This window comes from Paenibacillus sp. JT22N12, assembly GCF_056269365.1.
This window is the reverse complement of record NZ_JBWDNU010000003.1, coordinates 509,627-530,901: the sequence shown is the minus strand read 5'-3', so window position 1 is coordinate 530,901 and position 21,275 is coordinate 509,627. Positions and strand designations below refer to the sequence as shown.

Below are 21,275 nucleotides of genomic sequence, written 5' to 3'. Positions count from 1 at the left end.
TGCTCCCGGGCTCCTTCACAAAGGCCGGGAGCTTTTTCTTTTTTGGCCTCACATCAGTCTGACCCCTGTCAAATGCAGCCAAGGGATAGGGGCGTGCTGCCGGCTTCATTGCCTGTCCGGCCCGCCTCTACAGCCAAATCCCGGAATGGAGATGATTAAATCCCCGCTTGTCCCCGTCAGCAAACTGGTGTCAGCGTTAGAGGAGGGAGCGCATGAATGTTTAGCAAGATCAAGTTGAAGTCTCAGCTGCTGATTCTGATATGCATATCCATCGGCATTATTATCATGCTCCAGGCGATATCGCTAAGCTGGTTTGACTCGATCAACAGAAGAAACTATTCGGAATTTCTGAAAGAGGCCTCAAACCAACTAGTTTCGAAAGCGGTTACATTTACAACGGATGTTAATAATATTGCCAACATTACCTCTTATAACAATATTACCAACCAATTTATAAACACACAGCGTATCGATGAGCTGCTCAAATTCAGCAATGACATGCAGCTCATGATCGAATCCATCATGCTCTCCAACAGGAGTATCAGCGGCATTATTATTAGCGATCTCGATATGATCAATATCGGCGCCAATCGAAGCGAGGACTTCTGGGTGCTGAATGAAATCAAGAGACGCTTCAATAACGGCACTATCCAGTTAGAGCAGCCTACCCATTATTTGCTGAACGACCGCGAGAACGGCAGAGCATTTTATGTATGTATAACAAAGTCGTTCATCTCGGAGGTAACGAACGACAAATTTATTACCGTCGTCATTTATAACGCGGACAGCTTCATCAGCACCGTCTCAAGCTTGCAGCCCGATTATAATTCGCTGTTCATTATTGCAGATGCCGAAGATAACATTGTGGCCTCCAACCACAAGCAGTTGAAGCAGAAGGACATGGAGCTGATCCGCGCCGCGTTGGCCGACAAGAAGACGGCTAGCCTCGACGGAGGGTTTAACGGCAGTAAAAATTCGCTGGTATACCAAAGAGCGGTCAGCAATTTGAACTGGCGGGTTATCGGGATTATTCCGAATGTCGAGATTGACAAGGATCTGTTCGCGCTGAAGCAGTTTGCACTTCTCATGGGAGTTGTAATTGTCATCGTCCTGACGGGATTCGGACTTGCGATAAATAAAAGCATTGCTACGCCGATCATAAAAATGGCCCGCTTCATGAATTCGATCGGGCACAGGTACAGCAGTCAGCGGCTGACCATCCATACGGCCAATGAAATTAGCCTGCTGGCCAGAGCGCTGAATAAAATGCTGGATAATATCGATACGATGACCGGAGCGGTGGTAACCTCGCAGGAGAAGCTGTATAAAGCAGAGCTGGCCAAGAAGAATGCGCAGTTCTCGGCTTTCCAAAGTCAGGTCAATCCGCATTTTCTGTACAACACGCTGGATTGCATCCGAGGTATCGCTTTAACCCGGGAGGTGCCGGAGATTATCGAGATTACAACCGCCATGGCGAAGATCTTCCGGTACAGCATCAAGGAAAACAACGATGTGCGGGTAGGAGATGAAATCGGCTGTATCAAGGAGTACTTTAAAATCATTCAGATCCGCCAAAGGAACCGGTTTACCATCATCTATGAGGTAGATGAAGCGATCATGGACTGCATCATCCCAAAGATGATTTTGCAGCCCATTGTGGAGAATGCCGTATTCCACGGTCTCGAGCAGAAGAAGGGAGCAGGGACTCTGATTATTCGAGGGCATGCGGACGGCAGCGGCACGATCCGGTTTACTATCGAGGATGACGGAAAGGGAATGTCCGCGGAGGTGCTGGAGCAGATAAGAAGCAGCTTCTTTGAAAAAGACATGCTGGATGAGCTGCCTGCCGCTATGAAAAAGAAAAGCATCGGCATTATTAACATCGACAGGAGGATTAAATTGTTGTATGGCACTCGTTACGGACTCTCGATCAATAGCATCCAGCTGGAAGGAACCAAGGTGGTGATCGAGCTGCCTGCCAAAACCGAAAACCGAAATCTGTCCAATAGTTCCGAAAACCGTACATTTTAATGCTGCCCGGATTGGATTAGATTGTTAATAAAGCGGTTTCATACGTTGATGGCATGACCATAGATGAATGGAGGTGACAAGTATAGGTGTATCCGTTACGTGCAGGCAGCGAAAAGCGCATCTTGAAGAATAAATGGGATAAACGAAAAGGATTGTATTACAAATACCGCTATGTCTATCTTTTAGTCATGCCCGGATTAATCTATTTCCTGATTTTTAAAATTGCGCCGATGTGGGGCCTGATTATCGCCTTCAAGGATTACAGTCCCTTCGCAGGGATATGGGGCAGTCCGTGGGTTGGTTTTAAATATTTTGCTGATTTCTTTTCCAGCGCTTATTTTTATATGATGTTCCGCAATACGCTGGTCATCAGCCTGATGAATATTATTTTCTACTTCCCGGCTCCCATTATTCTTGCACTGCTCATCAATGAAATTCGCTCCGCCAAGTTCAAACGGCTGAATCAGACCATTATTTATATGCCCCATTTTCTATCCTGGGTAGTGATTACAGGGATCACCTTCTTCATGCTCAGCTCCGATATCGGGCTGGTGAACAAGTTTATTGTAAATGCGGGCGGCGAGCCCGTGGCCTTCCTTTCCAATCCGAAGCTTTTCTGGTGGGTGCTGCTGGTTCAGAACACCTGGAAGGAGGTCGGATGGGGAACGATCCTATTTCTGGCGGCAATCACACAGATCGACCCCTCCCAGTACGAAGCGGCGACCATTGACGGGGCTTCCCGCATGCAGAGGCTGTTGAGGATTACGCTGCCATCGATACTGCCCACCATTATCGTGCTCTTTATTCTGAGGCTCGGGCAGGTCATGGATGTAGGCTTCGAGCAGGTGCTGCTGATGGGCAATCCGTTCGTAAGGGACGTTGCCGAAGTATTCGATACTTATTCGTACAATCAGGGGATCAATCAAGGGAATTTCAGCATTGCGGTGACAGTTGGCATATTCAAGAGCCTCGCCGGACTCATCATGGTCATCATATCCAACCGCATTGTCAAAAGAATGGGGCATACCGGTATTTATTGAAAAGCGATAATGGATTTGAAGGAGATGAGGTGATATGCATTCCAAAAAAATGTCGGTTGCGGATGTCGTCATTTATATCGTGTCCGGCCTGATCTCATTGATTTGTATCGCTCCCTTTTTCTACATTGTCAGCGTGTCGTTAACCGATCCATCGATCTATGTGCCGTTTAAGCTGTATATTATCCCAGAAAAATTATCGCTCGCATCCTATTCGTATATTCTCTCGACGTCGAATTTCATCAATTCGGTGAAGAACACCCTGTTCATAACGGTAGTGGGAACGGCGCTTAATATTGCGTTTACCTACACGATGGCCTATGCGCTGACGAAGAAGGAGATGCCGCACCGGAATTTGTTCATGGGCATTGTTATTTTCACACTGCTGTTCAGCGCGGGGATTATTCCGAATTACCTGCTGATCAAAAATCTTGGATTAATGAATAGTCTCTGGTCGCTGATTCTCCCGGTGCTAACGAACTCATGGAGCCTGATCGTTGCCAAGAGCTTCATCGATGCCCTGCCGGAGGAGCTTGAGGACTCCGCGAAGATCGACGGGTGCACCGAGATCGGGACATTCTTCCGCATTATTATTCCGCTGTCCAAGGCCTCCATCGCCACCCTTACGCTCTTCTTCGCGGTCGGCCATTGGAATACCTATTTCAGTGCGCTTATCTATCTGACCGACTCCCAGAAAACAACGCTGCAGCTTTACGTCAAATCCATCCTGGTCGACGCTTCGACAAGCGGTGCGGGCAGCACCGGATCGGTGGATATGCTGAATCTTCCTTCCGAGACGGTGCGGATGGCGACAGTGGTGCTGGCCATGCTGCCGATTATGGCGGTATATCCTTTCGTGCAGCGGTATTTCATTAAAGGTGTCATGCTTGGCTCTATCAAGGGCTGAGCTCGATATGAATTTCATCTCAAGTACGAAGGGAGAAAGCGAAATGGGGAAGAAGCGGCAAAGGTTATTGCTTGTGACCTGCATCACGATTACGTTGTCCATCCTGGCGGCCTGCAGCTCGACATCGACGAACACGCCAAGCGCCTCGGACAACAATCCGAAGGAAACGAATGCGCCAGGCGCGGCAGCGGAGAATGGCGAGCAGGAGGCTCCGCTCGTGCTCAAAGGAATGGCCAATCTCTATCAGCAGGCGCCTGCCAAGGACAGCGACTTCTGGAAGAGCATGGAGAAGGAGTTTAACGTGGATTACTCGGTGGACTGGGTACCGGCGGACAATTATCAGCAGAAGCTGGATCTGGTGCTGGCATCTGGCGACATACCCGATATTATGCAGGTCACCAGCATTACGGCGCCAAGTGTATTGAAAGCGGTTAAAGCAGGCGCATTCTGGGATTTGACCACGGAATTGGGCGATTTTAGCAAGTATCCGAACTTCAAGCAGTACACCAATCAGAATGCCTGGGTGCTCAGCAAGGTGAACGGGGAGAATTATTTTATCCCGCGGACCCGTGGAAATCTCGATTCCGCCTTGTTTATCCGGCAGGACTGGCTCGATAAGTTGAATCTGCAGGTACCGACCACTATCGAGGAGTTCGAGAATGTGATGAAGGTTATTGGACAAAGCGATCCGGACGGCAACGGGAAGATCGATACGATCGGCACGATACCGGTTTCGGGCTTCTTCGCAGCCGCCTTCGGCACGCGAGATCCCTTTCGGGACAGCAACGGCGGCATTATCCATGCGAATTTAACCTCTAATTATGCGGATTATGTTCAGTACATGAGAGACCTCTATGCGGACGGGGCCATTCCCAAGGAATTTGCTCTGATCAACGGCACGCAGCAGCAGGAGATGTTCACGACGGGCCGTTCGGCCGCTTTTGTCAAGAACGCCTGGCATAAATACGATATGGAGCAGGATCTGCAGAAAACCCAGCCGGGAGCGAAGCTGACGCTGATTCCTTATCTGGAAGGGCCCAAGGGCTACGCGCACATCTATGATCTGGGTTACTTCGGCGGGATGGTGATCTCCAAGAAAGTGGACGAGAAGAAAATGCAGCGGATTTTGCAATTTTTCAATGCGACGACGGACGAGAAATATTATAATTTCGTCAATTTCGGAATTGAAGGCGTCAACTACACCATGCAGGATGGCTTCCCTTCGCTGACTGATCTCGGCAAGAAAGAAGTCAACAGCTCGTTTAACGCGCCGTTTATTTTCTCCACAGCCGAATTCGCCAAGGTCGACAGCCCGCTTGCCCCGATGTCCTACAATCTGCAGACCCGGGAAGAGATGAAGGCGCTTTACGATATCGATGCAAAGGTGGAACTGTTCAATGTGCTGCAATCCGATTCGTGGAGCAGCGCATGGTCCAGAGTGCAGGATGAGTTTGAATCCATGGAGGCAAAGGCAATTACCGGCGCGATTTCCATGGATGAATTCAGAGCCTATCAAGAGAAATTGCTGCAGGATCCCGATGTAATCAAGTCCGCATCCGAATTTGCCGCCAGCTACGATCAATTCTTCCCGGGCGGACAAAAATAAAAACAGACAGGAGAAATGCGTTATGTATATCAAAGAAGTAGCATCCAGCCTCTATCCGTGGGACCTCGCCGACGAAGGAGTCGAGACCTGCGTGAACAATGTAATGGAACACAGCCTTGTCAACAGTGTCTATCTGGTAGGCATCATGCATAAGGAGAAAAGACCGCTCACCAGCCTGTTCTACACGCATAATCCGAAGCGGAAATTCTATCTGCCCGAGGACAGCCGCATTTATTACAGAATGGATGAGACTAATTTTGCGGATACACCGCTGAAGCCGCTGTATTCGACGAGGGATTTTCTGAAGGAGAAAGACTGGCTTGACGAGCTTACCGCATACGGAAGAAAGAATAACCTGAAAACCGGGGCCGAAATTTCCCATACCTTCTACGACTGCGAGAAAGCGAAGACCGATTTTCCCGATGTGCTGCAAAAAAATATACACGGCGGCATTATTGAACGCCATTTCTGCTGCAATAACGACCATGTCAAAGCCTACATGAAAGCTATCTTTTACGATACGGTCAAGAATCATGATATCGATTTTATCCAGACCTGCATGATGCTGTTCGCGACAGGCGAACCCGTCAAAGCCCCCTGGTTCATGGAAAACGATCCCGAGAACAAGGTCGGCTCCCTGCTCGGCGTGCTGAAAGGCGGATGCTTCTGCGGCCACTGCAAGGCAAAAGCCATCCATATGGGCTACGATTGGGATAAGATTGTGAGCGACTTGAAGGAACTGGAGCGTTTTGTACATGCAAGCGCCTATAACAACCTTGATGCGGTCATGGACGCCCATGTGCTGATGGGAAGCGATTTGCTGGAAACGGGCCTGCTGCTTGAATATCCGTCCCTCTATCAATTCCTTGAGTTCAGGATGAAGTCCATTGCGGCTCTGTTCACCGAAATTAACGCATCGATTAAATCAGCCAACAAAAATGTCGATTTCCGCTACAATAATTACCTGAAGTATCCCGAGCTTGCCGGACTCGATTTCGCCTCGGTGAAGGACAGTCTGGATTCGGTGCGGGATTCCGATTATACGGAGCAGTACGGCGCTCCCGACAATTTCAAGCGAAAGAAGAATACGATCCTCAAGATCAGACGCGGCATCGGCTACGACAAGGATCTGATCGCGGCATTCGCCCCAAGACCAAACGCGACGCCGGAGCTGGTGCGGGAAAGCATCAAGATTCTGAGTACGCTCGGCGTCGACGGGCTGTCGCTGGGACACTATGACGGTGCAACCTTCGAGCTGCTGGATGCGGTGAAGCAGGGAATGCAGGAGGCGGGAATCGAAATCAGAAAATAAATTGGGGGTTGCATATGTACAGCGTTCTGTTGGTTGACGATGAGATATGGTCCCTGGAAGGAATAAGAAAGCTGTTTGACTGGGAGAAACAAGGCTTTACAGTGACAGCTCAGGTAACCGATGCGTCAGAAGCTTACGATCTCATATGCAGCACCAAACCGGATGTCGTATTTACGGATATCCGAATGCCTGAGATATCGGGCATTGAACTGCTGACCAAGACAAGAAAGGCTGGAATACAGAGTGAATTTGTGATCGTAAGCGGCTTTGCCGAATTCGAATATGCGCAGGAAGCGCTGCGTCGAGGCGCTTTCGACTATCAGCTCAAGCCAATCGATCCGGATGAAGCCGGCCTGCTGCTTCAGAAGCTGAAGGCGCAGCTCGATCAGAATCTGGAGCAGGAGCGGAGCGCCGGTGCGAACATGATGAAAGAGCTGACTTCCGGTTCGGGCAGCCCGCTGGAGGTATTGAAGACAAGGGGATTTATACCGAAGGGGGAATACTGGCAGGTTATCATGGTTTCAGGGAAATTGCCCGATGACAACGGTAAGCTGCCGCCATTCATCACGTCTGTACATCATCTTGCCGTTGCGGTCGGGGATGCCAGGTCCTTGCTGATCCTCAATGGCGACAGGCAGGAGGATGAAGAGGAGCTGATCCCGATTATGGACAGCTGGGCCAGAGGGACAAGCGCGTATGTCGGAATCAGCAGCGCCGCGGATGACATCGGGAATCTGGGAAGGCTGATCAAAGAGGCTGATATGGCGGCATCTCATTACTTTGTCGGCGGGCAGCCGGGTGCCGTCAAATTCACCGCAGCCGGCAGCGCCGGACTCGATAAAGTGGTCAGGAAGACGGAAAGATTGATGCTGGCTAAAAACGATGAGGAGATCAGCTCAATCATGGAGAGTCTTCCCGGTCTCTTCCGGGAGGAGAATTATGGCATCTATCACGCCGCCTGCTTATGGAATCAGTTCGCCGTCATGATCAGTCAGAGGCAGGAATGCGGCCAGGCTGCCGCTGTCAATGATTTTCTTGACTATGAGGAGTTGGTCAGCCGGTTTGGGAGCCTGTCCTCCCTGTGCGCAGCCATTGCGGGTATGATCAGAAACGTCTGCCATCCGGTGGAAGCGGCGGACCGTCATACGAGCTACAACGGCAACTTTATGGCGCTGCTTGAGCATGTGAATCAAAATTATGCCAAGGAGCTTTCGCTAAGCGAGCTGGCCGACAAATTCTTCCTGAACATGAGCTACTGCAGCGAGCTGTTCAAAAAAGCGACCGGCTATACATTCCGTTACTATGTAACAAAGCTGCGGATGGAGACGGCTGCAGAGCTGATTCAATCCGGCAAATATTCGGTCGACAGGATCAGCGATATGACGGGTTATCACGATTACTATTATTTTTGCAAAATTTTCAAAAGATTCTACGGGATTACGCCGTCCAAGTATAATGCGAAATAGACCTTGAGGAGTCAATGGGCCAAGAAAATCCAGATCATTCATCGGAGGTAATCGGCATGTATTGGAAGGAACTGACAACCGGAATTTATCCATGGGATATGCACGACGAAGGGATTGAAAATATCTTAGATAATTTACAAAACCATGCAGGCAACAACGCAGCGTATATGCTCGCCGTCATGCATCATGAGAAACGTCCGCTCCATGACAACTATTATCATCACAACCCCGTGCGCAAGCGCTATCTGGCCGAGGACAGCCGAAGCTATTTCACCATTCACCCGGAATCGTACACAAATTCCCGGATCAAGCCGCTGCCAAGCGACCGCGAATTTCTGCAGGGAACGGATTGGCTGGAAATCTTCACTACTGCACTTCGCAAACGGGGGATGAGTCCCGGAGCCGAAATTTCTCATACGCCGCTTGATTCTGTGAGGGGAGCGGGAGAGTTCGCCGACTGCATCCAGCGGGACATCTACGGAAATCCGCCGGGTCACGGCTATTTCTCGAACCAGCAGCTTTGCTGGAACAGCCCGGATGCCAGGGCGTACATGTGTGCGATTGCGACCGACCTGGTCACCCATTACGATATCGACATGATTCAGACATGCTCGTTCCTGCTCAATCAGGGACAGCTGGCCATCCATCCCTTCCTTGGCGTTACGCTTGGCGGCTGCTTCTGTGAGAACTGCGGGCGGGAAGCCCGCAAGGCGGGGCTGGACTGGGACAAAATCAGGGCCACGGTCCGGCATTATGCGGATATTATGAAAAGAGCGACCCTGGAGGCGAATGAAGATTGGCTTCTGCTGCAGAGGGGGAGCTCATCAGCGGTCATGTTCCTGCTGGAAAGCCCGGAGCTGTACCAATGGCTTAAATTCCGCTGCGATTCGATTACCCGCTACTTCAAGGAATTATCGGAGGCCATCCATGCCGCCAACGCGAAGGTCGACTTCCGCTTCAATACCTGCTGGCCAGAGGCTGAATTTATCGGACAGGATCTGACGCAGATCGGCAAATATGTGGATTCGATCCGGATCATGGACTATGCCGAGCAGACCGGCGATGAAGAGCGTGTGCTGAACAAAGGCAAATGGCTTGCCAATGTCAGACGTCAGGTGGGCGAGGATAAGATCATCATCGACAGCATCGCTCCCCGCGCCAAGGCAACGCCGGACCTGATCCGCAAAGGAATACGCACGGTTGCGCTGGGCGGGGCCGACGGTCTGGCGTACGGCTTTTACGACGGCGCAACGATAGAAAGACTGGAGGCGATCAAAGCGGGGATGGCCGATTGCGAAATCAAGCTCAGGTGAGGGCGGACGATTCTGCCCGTTAAAGTAAAAGGCGACAACCGTGCTGCAAGGAGCCGGTTGTCGCCTTTTTTTAAAAAAAATAGATGAAATATAAAATTTAACCTATACTTTGCTTCTATTTCTAATGGAAGAAACTCACTCTGCCGCCAAAAGGATGGCATAACCGTTTCTTCTAGTTTCAGCCGTTAAGCAGGCAAGACTCACGGCCCCGGAATGGAGGATTCCAAAACTTTCCGTCGAAAATAGAATGATATACCATTACCTTGTTCTCCGGCTCGGGGGTTGAGTGGCCAGGATTGGGAGGTTAAATAAGAGGAGATAACAGAATGCGCAATAGCAGAACCTGGTTTTATCGCTCCTTATTTTCATATCTTCCGATATTTTTTGTCATAACCTCGATTTTGTTCCTGCTGTTCTTTCTGGCTTTCAGCCAATACGTCAAGGAGTCCACCAATAAAGCAACTCAGGCTTTTAATGTACAAATCGCCCAATCCGTGGAAAACCTCCTGAAGCCCGTTGATAAACTGATCATAAAAGAAATTATGACGAATGATACGATCGGCCAATTTTTTGAAGATGAAAACAGCTCGTATATGATTTATCAAAGCATTCAGGCTCTCAATAATATGATTGCAAGCTACCCGATAATTGATTCCATCTATGTGTACCGTTTGTCGGACCAACTGGTTCTGACCAATAATATGTTCACACATGCGGATACGTTCGCAGACCGCGAATTTCTGCTGGGTCAGCTGGAAACCTCCAGCATTGTTTCCTGGACGGGAAAAAGGTCTTACCAGGATCCGAGAACCTTTACCACCAAGGATGTCGTCTCGCTTGTCCGGAGAGTTCCGATCATTTCCGGCCAGCAGGGTTTGTTTGTAGTCAACATACGTACAAATTCGATTCGTGATTTTACCATGAATATGTCAAGTCTGAAAATCAATTACGTGGATTTTATCGATGCTCAGGAGCATCTGATTGTCAGTACAGAAGAAGGAAGCGCACAGGATAATCCGCGTAATAAAGTTTCGCTCACTCATTCTCCTTATTTGGGCTGGAATATACAAAGCGGTTTGAAGCAAAGCCACGCCTTTGAGTTTTTCTCTTCCTTTCCGTATATTTGGGTAACCTTGGGGTTCTTATCCATTGTAGCCGGATCGGTATTTATCGTGTATGTAACCAGAAGGAATTACAAACCGATTGAATTGATTGTCGGGCATATCAATGAAATATTCGTCAATAAGAGCAGCGAGCTTTTATCCAGGAACAATGATGATGAAATGCGGTTCATATCTACGGCCATCGACAAGCTGCTGGAGCAGTCAGTCAAGCTGCAGAGCAGGGTTGAAGAGGATCAAGTCAGCATGCGGCGGCATTTTTTTAATGAGCTTCTTGACGGCACCAGACAGATTGGTGTTGAAGAATGGAAATTGGCGATGGAGCGGCTGGGACTAAATTATGAGTTCAAACGGGCGAAGGTCGCTGTGATGGAGATCGACAAGTATGCCGATTTCTGCAGCTCTTATTCTGAACGCGACCAGTATTTGCTTAAATTTGTCATAAGCAGCGTCCTTACCGAGCTTGCAGAGGAGCGAAGAATCAGGGCGTGGACCCAATATATCGGCAGCTCCCGTCTCGGAATTGTATTTCTCCTGGAGCATGCCGGTGAGAATGAACAGCAAATCGAAGAGGACAGTATCGAGGAGGCCTGCACTGCCTTTATTCATTGGGTGACCGGTCATTTGAAATTTACCGTCACAATCGGAATGGGGGGGACTTCAGATCTGGTCGATGATATTCCCCTCCTTTACGAGGATGCGGTGGAGGCACTGAAATATAAAGCTGTTCTGGGTAGCTCCCGCGTTATTCTCAGCCAGGAGATGCCCTCCAGACGCAGAACGGATATGTTTCAGTCCATCCAGCTGATCAGGACCGTAACTCTTTCCTTCAAGCTGGGCGAATCGGAATGGGAAGCCCGTTACGAGGAGCTGTTTCACACGATCCAGATCAGCATGATCTCTCGTGACGATGTGACGAATATCCTGCACAACCTTATTTATAATTTAGATCGTGAGGTAATGGGATTGTCCGAATCCATCTGCGATTACTGGAGAAAGGACAGCCTGCCTGAGCTGAACAAGCTGCTTGATAATCTCGATACGCTGGAAGAATTTCAAGCCAGCGCCAGGCTGGTTATGAACATGAGTTTTCAGGAAATCGGGAAGCTCAGGGAGCACAGAAGCACGCACCAAATCATCCACAAAGTCAAACAGTACGTCAAAGATAATTATGCAAATCCTGATCTTTCGCTCAACCAGCTGAGTGATGAATTTAATCTGAGCACCCGGTATTTGAGCCGTCTGTTCAAAGATGAGTTCGGTGAGAAATTTGTGGATTATCTTGCCAGGGTCCGCCTCGAGAAGGCCAAAGAATTGCTCCGGGAAACCAAAGATCCCATTCATGAGGTGGCCTTGAAGGTTGGATATATCCATGCCTTTTCCTTCATCCGGATGTTTAAGAACAACGAGGGCATCACGCCAGGGGATTACCGGAAATAATGAAAAGGGCTGCTCCTGCAGGGAACAGCCCGTTAAAAAGATGCGTTTATGATGGCTATTTTCTCGGAATAGGCAGCTCCCACTGCTGAGCCCAATCGCTCTTTTCCCATTCCTCCAGATTCAACAGTCCCAATCCTCTGCCATAGCCGGGTTCATCGGTCAGCGTATTGACCATGTAAGCCAGCCATTTTCCATCCGGGCTAACGTTGGAGTTGTTCATCCGCCAAGGCGGGTGCTCGAACATACGTGTCATCCTTACCCGGCGCCCCGTTCCGTCAAGCTTCATTTTCCAGAGATCGATGGGAGGGAAGGAGTTCTCGAAATCCCGTGAGCTTTCCAGACAGATATGCTCGTTATCCGGGAAGATTCCTTCGCACTCATTGTGGGTCAACGCTTCGTCTATATAGGTCCGCACTTCCCCGGTTGCAATGTTGATACCCTTTACCTTGGCGTTCCAGTCCTCGGGTGAAGTGGAAGCGTTATTATAATACTCGGCCATAATCACCTCTGTATCGTTATGGCGGAAATCCTGCGGCTCGGGCCGGCCTCCGCTGTCGGTTCGGTGGATGATCTTATCAAGGCCAAGCTCAGGGCCGTTCGGCCCATATTCAATCTCGGTGACATGAACCTCGAAGTCTAGCGGCGATTTGAGCCGGGGATCATGATTGCCATTCATTGAATATGTGATTTTGTTGGACAAGGCGGAGACGCCGCAGCCTTCATACATGGCTCTCCCGAGTGCTTTGGGAGGAGACGATGCGTCCTTATCCATAATCCAGAGCTCCGATTCCACATGTCTGCTGATGCTGCGGTTTTTAAATTTCTTCGGTCCGATCAGCAGGTAATCTCCGTTGGGCAGGAAGAGGACACGCAGAAAGGAGTGATGCTCTCCCAGGTCCCTGGTGAGGTTGCGGACTTCCCTTGTTTCGAAATCAATCTCGCATATGTCCCCGTAATTGCTTCCGACGAATGCTATTCTTTTGCCGTCCGGAGACCAGTAGGGCCGTTCACCGTAATCGAGCAGCTTCTCATGAAATCTCGGCGGATTATCCAGTACATGAGCCCCCGAATAGGGCTTGTGATCCTTGGTTGTGATATGAATGTTCGGATATTTCTTTTTGAATTCCTCGGGGCTTAACGTATCTTTCACTGCTTCGCACCTCACTAATCGGATTATTTGACCGTGCTGTACCAATCATTTGCTTCTTTCGTAAGCGCCTCTCCGCCATCCTTGTACCATTGTTCCACGGTCTTGTCGAAGGTGCTGTCGATATCCAGATCGCCGGTAACCGTTTTGATAACGTATTCCTTGACCCTCGTGTCAAGCAGCTCCGTATATTTTCCCTGAGACGGCAGAACGATCTTCAGCTGGTTCTCGTAATAAGGGAATTCGCGGATGATGTCGCCTGTCAGCTCGTAGCGCTGCTCTGTCTGAGGACCCCAGATCGCCATGAAATCCGGATTGGTCCACGTCATGATGTTGGTGATCCAGTTGACGCCCAGTTTCTTGAATTGCGGGTGGAACAGCTCATGCTTGGGCCAATCGGTATTCAACAGTTTATTGCCTTTATCGTCGGTAATCCACATCAAGCCCTCGGGACCATAGCCTAGATGCAGATAAGCGTCCGCATCCGTATGCTGATATTCCATGATTTTCAGCAGCTTCACAAACTTGTCCTGATCCGTTGCCAGCTGCTTGCCGAATACGAGGACGGAGTTTTGATACCCTTCCCGCTGATAACCGCTTGCTCCGCTTGGCCCTTTGACCGGAGGCATGGTAATGTAGATCGGTCCTGGAGCATTCTCGTCAAAGTCGGTGTAGATCTTGGTTGAATACAGTTTGGCTTTATCGTCTTTATTCGCTTCGAACCACTTCTGCCAGTCCGGTTGATTGGCTACCCAGCGGAAGCTGAGGTGCCCGTCGTTATCCCACTGAACGTCGTCGAAGTTCAGATTATCGATGTATCCGAGCTTTCCTTGTGCGAACTTGGTGGCCAGATCTAGAGCATCGCTGCTTCGTCCCTTATCCGTGATAAATTCCGGATCAATTAAGCCCAGCTTATACCATTTGTTGAGCAGCTTCAGCGCTTCTTTGGTTTCGGGCGTGGTCAGTCCGAACTGCAGCTTGCCCTCCCGTTCCACCCAGTTGAACGGATTGGTATTATAGGCGCCGAATATCGATTGAAACCATTGGTTTCCGGCAAAATCGCTGGGATTGGACATCCCATACGTGTCCTTTGCTCCGTTTTGATCCGGGTCGTCGTTGCGAAATTTGACAAAGGCATCTTCAAGCTCCTGAATGGTCTGCGGCACTTTGGTAATTCCGACATTCTTGAGCCAATCCGCCCGGATGCTTGCAGGACGCGGAACTCCGCCATTGGGATTGAAGCGGGCAAGTCCCATGTTCTTCCCATCGACATTGGTGATCGAGAGCAGCTGCGGGTCGTACTTCTCTATGACTTTGTAATAGTTCGGCATATTTTCCTTGGTCATCTCAACCGGAATTTCGGCTAACAGACCTTGCTTGCTGTAATCGGATACATCCGGAAGCGCGACTTGAACGATATCCGGTATCGTGCCTGTCGCAAACATCAAATTCAATTGTTCCTTCCGGTTGGATTCGTCAATATTGACGAACTTGAGCTTCACATTAAATTTCTTCTCAAAATAGCGCTGCCCATACGTTCCTTCGCTGAGCGGAGTTGGCCCCAGCTGAATCGTGTATTCATATTGCGGGCTGTTTGCAAAATATTCGGGTGTCTCGACCTTCGCCAGATCGGCTTCTATGATTTTGTTGTCGGCCGCTTCGGACAGCGGATCCGCGGGGTCTTTGGCTTCTGCAGCCGGCGCTGCTTCCGTGGCGCTGTCGGTGCTGCCGGAGCCGGTGTTGGAACCCGGGCTGTCGGAGCAGCCGATCAGGGCGGGGAAGATTAAGAACACGACTAACGACAGCATCATCATTGATTTTTTTGTCATTTTCGGCATCGTGATTCCTCCGTTTTGGTGTGGACTGAATTTTTATTCCTTGACGATATCCTTGCTGGGAGCAACAGTGGTGCTTTCGATTTGAAACAGCCGCATTGTCTGTATGAGGCGCTCTTGTTTATTGTGCTTCGGACCGGCTTTTCTTGAAAGATCCGAAAGGATGGAATCAGTTTAGCCGCGGCTTGTTCCCCTCCTTTTTCAATGTGTACATCTGCTTCAATGCAGCGCTGCGCCTATCTTGCCAGGCATCACCTCCTTCAGATCATGCGAGAGCGGCGTGACGGGGCGTGTCTAGCCCTTGACCGCTCCCATGACAACCCCTTTGACAAAGAAACGCTGGATGAACGGATAAATGCACAAAATCGGAAGCATGGTGATCAATATAGCTGCTGCCCGCATGCTTTCCGGCGAGGGGACATTCTTCTTGTCTATGGAACTCAAGGCGTCGCTCATGAGCAAGGCGCTTTGTTCGATGACAAGCTTACGGATATGAACCTGGATAACCTGAAGGTCCGGGTTCTGGACATAGATCAGGGAATCGAACCAGGAGTTCCAGTGATTAACGCCTACCCACAAGCTAATAGTTGCGATGGCCGGAGCTGCCAGCGGGACGATCAGGCTGAAGAAAATACGTGTATCGCTCGCTCCATCTATCCGGGCTGATTCCTCCAGACTATCCGGAATCGTCATGAAGAAATTTCTCAGAATCAGTATATAGAACGTATTGTACAGAAAGGGGGGCGCCAATATATAAACCAATGGATTGTCGATCAATCCCAGACTTTTAATAACGAGATAAGTGGGGATAAGCCCTCCGGTAAAGAACATTGTAAATACGAAAAACAGTGTAACGGATTTCTGGAAAGGTATGGCCTTGGAGATGGCGTAACCGGCAAACGACATGAGCAGCACGGACAGGAAGGTTCCGACCACCGTCCTGAAAATTGTATAGAAATAACCGGAGTAGATAAACGATTGCCGCAAGAAACCCTTATACGCTTCAAGAGTGAAGCCCTGCGGCCAGAACCATACGCTGCCGCCTGAACCCGCCATCGCTTCCCGCGAGCTGAGTGAAAGGAAGAACAAATACAGGATCGGATATAAGACGGAAAGCGATAAAAAAATAAGCAGCACATAATTCAGATAATCCAGCACATTCATGCGTTGCCGCTGTCCGGCAGTTGACATGTCATATCCCCCTCACCATAATCCCTTTTGCCCAAAACGTCGAGCCAATCGATTGGCTAACAGAACCAGCACCAGACCGATGACATTCTTGAAGACGCCTACCGCCGCCGAGAAGCTGTAATTCATCTGAACGAGCCCGACCCGGTAGACATACGTATCGAGGATATCGCCCACCTCGTAGACGCGCGGGTTGTACAGGTTGAAGATTTGATCGAAGCCGCTGTTCATGATATAGCCGATATTGAAGATCATCATAATTACGATAACGTTGGCAATGGACGGCAGCGTGATGCTGACCATCTTCCTCAATCTGCCTGCGCCATCCATGGTAGCCGCTTCGTAAAGCTGCTGATCGATGCCTGCAATAGCGGCCAAATAAATAATGGAGCCCCAGCCGCAGCTCTGCCAGATGTCCGACAGAATCAGAATCGGCACAAACCACTTCTCTTCCGCCAGAAAATAAATGGGATTCCCTCCAAAAAGCATGATGATTTTATTGATCAGTCCGCTGGAAGGAGAGAGGAGCTCAACCATGATGCTGCCGATTATGACCCAGGACAGAAAATGCGGCAGGTAAGTGACACTTTGTACGAGCTTCTTGAACTTCTCATGGAAAATTTCATTCAGGGCCAGCGCCAATACAATTCCGGAAGTATACACAAAAAGTAACTTTAATCCGCTGATGACAAGCGTGTTTCTAAGTACCCTGGTAAACTCAGGCGAGTTCCACATCGTCTTGAAATGTTCCATGCCCACCCAGGGACTGCCCAAAATTCCTTTGTCAATCGTGAAGTCCTTGAAAGCGATTGTAATTCCGTACATGGGGACGTAATAGAACACGATATACCAGATGATGGCCGGCAGCAAGAACAAGTATAAGGTTTTATTCTTAACGCAAGCTTTCCATAACGACGAGGAGTCCGACCGCCCCTTGGACCGGCTCACCCGGTCCGTACTGAGGAGATCCAAATCCATGTCTGCCTTCTCCATACAAGGCTTCCCTCCTTCGCTAGTTGTTCCGTACTTCCATTACGATAAGGAATCTGGATCTATTGTTCAACAAACAAGATTCCCTTGCATGCACCATATGTACAATGACGAACCGCTTTCGTTCATTTTGCATAGGAAACTAAAAACCGGCCTGCGGCAGCAATAATGACTTGATGCACAATTTCGGAAATCCGCGTTGAGTGGAATCATGTTGATCCGTGTTCCGAAAGTGTTTATGTTCATGAATTGACAAACTAAAGTCGTGTATCATACTGTTGAAATGTTAATTAAATAACATTTATATTAACCATGGAGGCGAGAGGATGACTCAGTTTAAGGCGGTTATGATCGTTGACAAGGAATTTCGTATATCAGAGGTAGATCCGAGAATATACGGATCCTTCATCGAGCATTTGGGAAGAGCGGTTTATGGAGGGATTTACGAACCGGATCACCCGCTGGCAGACGAGTTGGGATTCCGTAGTGATGTCATCGAATTGGTCAGGGAGTTGAACGTCCCTGTCGTACGTTACCCTGGCGGGAATATGGTCTCCGGGTATAATTGGGAGGACGGTGTCGGACCTCAAGAAACCCGTCCCCGCCGGCTTGATCTGGCCTGGAGATCAGTGGAGACGAATCAGGTTGGAACAAATGAGTTTGTAAGCTGGTCAAGGAAAGCAAATGTGGATGTCATGATGGCTGTAAATTTGGGTACACGCGGTATCGATGCCGCCAGAAATTTGCTCGAATACTGCAATCATCCGGGAGGAACCTACTGGAGTGACTTAAGGAAGCAGCATGGCTGCGAGACGCCGCACGGCATTAAGATGTGGTGTCTGGGCAATGAGATGGACGGACCTTGGCAGATCGGTCATAAAACGGCAGAAGAATATGGCCGGCTGGCGGCAGAAACGGCAAAAGTGATGAAAATTGTGGACCCCGGCATCGAGCTGATCGCTTGCGGCAGCTCGAACTCCAAGATGCCTACTTTCCCGGAGTGGGAAGCGACAACACTGGACCATACTTACGAGCATGCGGATTATCTTTCTTTGCATCAATATTATGGGAATTACGAGGAGGATTCCGCCAATTTCCTGGCGAAATCGATGAATATGGATGATTTTATTCATACCATTATTTCCACATGCGATTATATAAAAGCCAAAAAAAGAAGTAAAAAAACGATCAATCTCTGCTTTGACGAGTGGAATGTATGGTACCATTCCAAAGAGCAGGATAAACAATGGATACGGCGCGAGCCCTGGAAGATTGCCCCTCCTATTCTGGAAGACGAATACAATCTCGAAGATGCGCTGCTTGTCGGCTGTATTCTGATTACGCTTCTGAAACATTCAGACCGGGTCAAGGTTGCCTGCATGGCACAATTAGTGAATGTCATCGCACCGATTATGACGGAAAACAATGGGGAAGCCTGGAGGCAAACGATATTCTATCCGTATTTGCATGCTTCCGTCTATGGCCGGGGTATCGCGCTAAGGCCGATGGTTTCCTCTCCCAAATATGACAGCAAGGAATTTACGGATGTGCCGTATCTTGAGACCGCCGTCGTCTGGAATGAAGAGAAGGACGAGCTTACGATCTTCGCCGTGAACCGTCATTTGCAGGAGAGGCTCCCATTGGAGTGCGATCTTCGCCATTTCGAAGGCTATCGTCTAATCGAGCATCTCGTTGTCCGGCATGACAATTTGAAGGCGGTGAACACAGCGAAGGACGAACAGGTAAGTCCAGTGTCTTATACGGGTTCGCGGTTGAGCGACGGCGTCCTGATATCCGAGCTTCCGCATCAATCGTGGAATGTCATCCGTTTGGCTCAATCCAAACAATAACCAGCCCATCACCTTTTCAGTCAGAGTATTTATTAATGGAAGGCAGTGAAGATTCGATGCGTTATATAATTGAGGAATGGGGAATGAATTGTGATGGATAATCAGAAGCTCATTGCCCAATTCCAAAGTCTTGCACGAAGCACGAAATGGGAGCTAACCAATAAGATTGATCTGCAATTCAACAATTACCACTCACAAGGGATGGTTCGGATCGGGGACCTCTTCTATCTGTCCTCGGTAGAACTTATTGAAAAACCCGCTAGATTTGACAAGACTCGGCTCGGTTACGACCGCACTCCAGGAAAAGGAATCGGTCATCTGTTTGTCTTTGATCAACAGGGGAAGCTGGTCCAGGATATTCTTCTGGGGGAGGGGGATATCTATCACCCGGGCGGTATAGATTTTGATGGCGATAAGATTTGGGTGCCAGTTGCCGAATACCGGCCTGACAGCGAGTCTATAGTTTACAAAGTGGATCCTATGACCATGAGAGCAGAAGAATTCTTTCGAGTCCCAGATCATATCGGGGGGATGGTTCGCGATGGCCAAGACGGAAAACTTATAGGCAACAGCTGGGGTTCGCGCAAGTTCTATGAATGGGACCAAAATGGACAGCTGCTGCTTGTGAAAGAAAATTCGAGTCACTTTGTTGATTATCAAGATGGTCAATATGCAGGCGAAGGGAAAATGATTTTGAGTGGCATCTCTGAGCTGGACAATTCTTCCGGCGGCAATTCCAAGCCGTACGAGCTGGGCGGATTAGCTCTGATCGATATGAATACGTTGAATACGATTCATGAAGTGCCCATCACTGAGTTTTCTCCTCAAGGGCATGTGATTACCCGAAATCCGGTATTCATGGAGAATGCGGGCCAAGAGCTGCGGCTTTATGCCGTGCCCGATGACGATCGCGGATCTCTGCTGATTTATGAAACATGCCATTTGAATAATAAACGATAATTTTTCATTTTTTATTGATTATTAAGCATTAGATGCAGAAACAAAACAGCCTTTGCTATCCACGGGATGGCAAAGGCTGTTTTAAATTTAAGGCAGGGGATTGATATAAAATAATCCGCTGAACCAAGACCTGGCACCTGGAGATTAAACTCAGGGCTGATTCCCGATAACTCCGCAACTAATTATCCCCACCAAGGGTCTTCTGCATTACGGCCATACCCGGCACGGAATTGAGCCAGACTGCGCAGGGCCGCTTCTTGTTCAATGGGATGAAAACAGCCCGAGCGGCGGGTTCTTTGGCGAATACGGCCCGCTTCCTTGGTAATGAACGGTTTGACGACATTCCCAAAACATAAAACATATTAGATGACGCTACTGTGATATACGCGCGGGTCTGAAACCTGATCCGGTTAAAAGGCCCTATTCACGGCGCTGGAGAAAATAGGTATTATTGAGCAATAGGGCAATTCAATGCAATCGGGAATATGTTATTATTTCTAATGTGTCTATTGTAAACTGATCTATTAGGAGGCGCAGAAACATGCATATGCCCAAACCGAATGAAGGAGACTTCAACCCGCACTGGGGCAATTACATCCACGGAGTGCCAGAAGGCGACCTGGCGCAGCTGCTCAAGGACCAAGAGCAGGACATTAAATCGTTATACAGCTCCATCAGTGAAGAGCAAAGTTTGTACCGTTACGACGAGGGAAAATGGAGCCTTAAAGAGGTGCTTGGCCATATTAACGACACTGAACGGATTATGAGTTATCGGCTTCTCTGTGTTGCCAGGGGAGACAGGACACCGCTGCCGCGCCACCAGGACTTGTTCGTGAACGGTACGAGCTTCGACCGCAGTCCTCACACCGAGCTGATCGCCGATTTTCAAGCTGTGCGGGCTGCTACCCTATCACTGGTACAGGGATTGAACGAGGAAGAATTACGCCGTGCCGGGGTGATCAACAATACCACAACCACAGCCGCTGCAATCGTATACTTCATACTCGGGCATGCCCTCCATCACCTGAATGTCGTACGTGAAAAGTACATGCCGAGCCTGCAATAACTCAAC

The 21,275-nt window shown here is 49.2% G+C and carries 15 protein-coding genes; 11 read left to right on the top strand and 4 right to left on the bottom strand.

All coding sequences use genetic code 11. The features are described 5' to 3' along the window. The first annotated feature begins 216 nt into the window (after positions 1-216). The 8 genes from AC0YOA_RS13700 to AC0YOA_RS13665 all read left to right on the top strand — a co-directional run bounded on the left by AC0YOA_RS13700 (position 217) and on the right by AC0YOA_RS13665 (position 12,233). Complete coding sequence (locus AC0YOA_RS13700) at positions 217-2,031, top strand: sensor histidine kinase (protein ID WP_475787049.1); 1,815 nt, start codon at positions 217-219, stop codon at positions 2,029-2,031. A gap of 86 nt (positions 2,032-2,117) precedes the next feature. Continuing rightward, positions 2,118-3,071, top strand: a complete 954-nt coding sequence (locus AC0YOA_RS13695; protein ID WP_475770448.1) for an ABC transporter permease — start codon at positions 2,118-2,120, stop codon at positions 3,069-3,071. 34 nt (positions 3,072-3,105) lie between these two features. Next, positions 3,106-3,975, top strand: a complete 870-nt coding sequence (locus AC0YOA_RS13690; RefSeq protein WP_210040838.1) for a carbohydrate ABC transporter permease — start codon at positions 3,106-3,108, stop codon at positions 3,973-3,975. Positions 3,976-4,018: 43 nt separating this feature from the next. Continuing rightward, a complete protein-coding gene (locus tag AC0YOA_RS13685) occupies positions 4,019-5,581 on the top strand; it encodes an extracellular solute-binding protein (protein ID WP_475787048.1) in 1,563 nt (520 codons plus the stop codon). Between the two features lie 22 nt (positions 5,582-5,603). Then, entirely contained in the window at positions 5,604-6,893 is a 1,290-nt protein-coding gene (locus tag AC0YOA_RS13680) for a hypothetical protein (protein ID WP_475770447.1), read from the top strand. Positions 6,894-6,907: 14 nt separating this feature from the next. Continuing rightward, positions 6,908-8,359: a response regulator transcription factor gene (locus AC0YOA_RS13675; protein ID WP_475787047.1), complete on the top strand. Its 1,452-nt coding sequence runs from the start codon at positions 6,908-6,910 to the stop codon at positions 8,357-8,359. A gap of 56 nt (positions 8,360-8,415) precedes the next feature. Beyond that, positions 8,416-9,672, top strand: coding sequence for a hypothetical protein (locus tag AC0YOA_RS13670; protein ID WP_475787046.1), 1,257 nt, complete (start codon positions 8,416-8,418; stop codon positions 9,670-9,672). 326 nt (positions 9,673-9,998) lie between these two features. After that, positions 9,999-12,233: a helix-turn-helix domain-containing protein gene (locus tag AC0YOA_RS13665; RefSeq protein ID WP_475787045.1), complete on the top strand. Its 2,235-nt coding sequence runs from the start codon at positions 9,999-10,001 to the stop codon at positions 12,231-12,233. 55 nt (positions 12,234-12,288) lie between these two features. On the opposite strand, the gene AC0YOA_RS13660 is transcribed toward AC0YOA_RS13665, so the two are convergent. From AC0YOA_RS13660 to AC0YOA_RS13645, 4 genes are all read right to left on the bottom strand, one after another. After that, positions 12,289-13,383, bottom strand: a complete 1,095-nt coding sequence (locus AC0YOA_RS13660; RefSeq protein ID WP_475770443.1) for a hypothetical protein — start codon at positions 13,381-13,383, stop codon at positions 12,289-12,291. A gap of 23 nt (positions 13,384-13,406) precedes the next feature. Next, complete coding sequence (locus AC0YOA_RS13655; protein WP_475787044.1) at positions 13,407-15,218, bottom strand: extracellular solute-binding protein; 1,812 nt, start codon at positions 15,216-15,218, stop codon at positions 13,407-13,409. 291 nt (positions 15,219-15,509) lie between these two features. After that, on the bottom strand, positions 15,510-16,406 hold the full coding sequence (locus tag AC0YOA_RS13650; RefSeq protein ID WP_475787043.1) for a carbohydrate ABC transporter permease: 897 nt from the start codon (positions 16,404-16,406) through the stop codon (positions 15,510-15,512). A 12-nt stretch (positions 16,407-16,418) separates the two neighbouring features. Next, positions 16,419-17,396 carry an ABC transporter permease gene (locus AC0YOA_RS13645; protein WP_475787042.1) on the bottom strand — a complete coding sequence of 326 codons (978 nt, stop codon included), beginning with the start codon at positions 17,394-17,396 and terminating at the stop codon, positions 16,419-16,421. 323 nt (positions 17,397-17,719) lie between these two features. Between AC0YOA_RS13645 and arfA the strand changes: the two genes are divergently transcribed. From arfA to AC0YOA_RS13630, 3 genes are all read left to right on the top strand, one after another. Continuing rightward, positions 17,720-19,243, top strand: a complete 1,524-nt coding sequence (gene arfA / locus AC0YOA_RS13640; RefSeq protein ID WP_475787041.1) for an arabinosylfuranosidase ArfA — start codon at positions 17,720-17,722, stop codon at positions 19,241-19,243. Positions 19,244-19,336: 93 nt separating this feature from the next. After that, a complete protein-coding gene (locus AC0YOA_RS13635; RefSeq protein WP_475787040.1) occupies positions 19,337-20,203 on the top strand; it encodes a DUF6454 family protein in 867 nt (288 codons plus the stop codon). A 541-nt stretch (positions 20,204-20,744) separates the two neighbouring features. Beyond that, positions 20,745-21,269: a DinB family protein gene (locus tag AC0YOA_RS13630; RefSeq protein WP_475787039.1), complete on the top strand. Its 525-nt coding sequence runs from the start codon at positions 20,745-20,747 to the stop codon at positions 21,267-21,269. Positions 21,270-21,275: the final 6 nt, after the last annotated feature.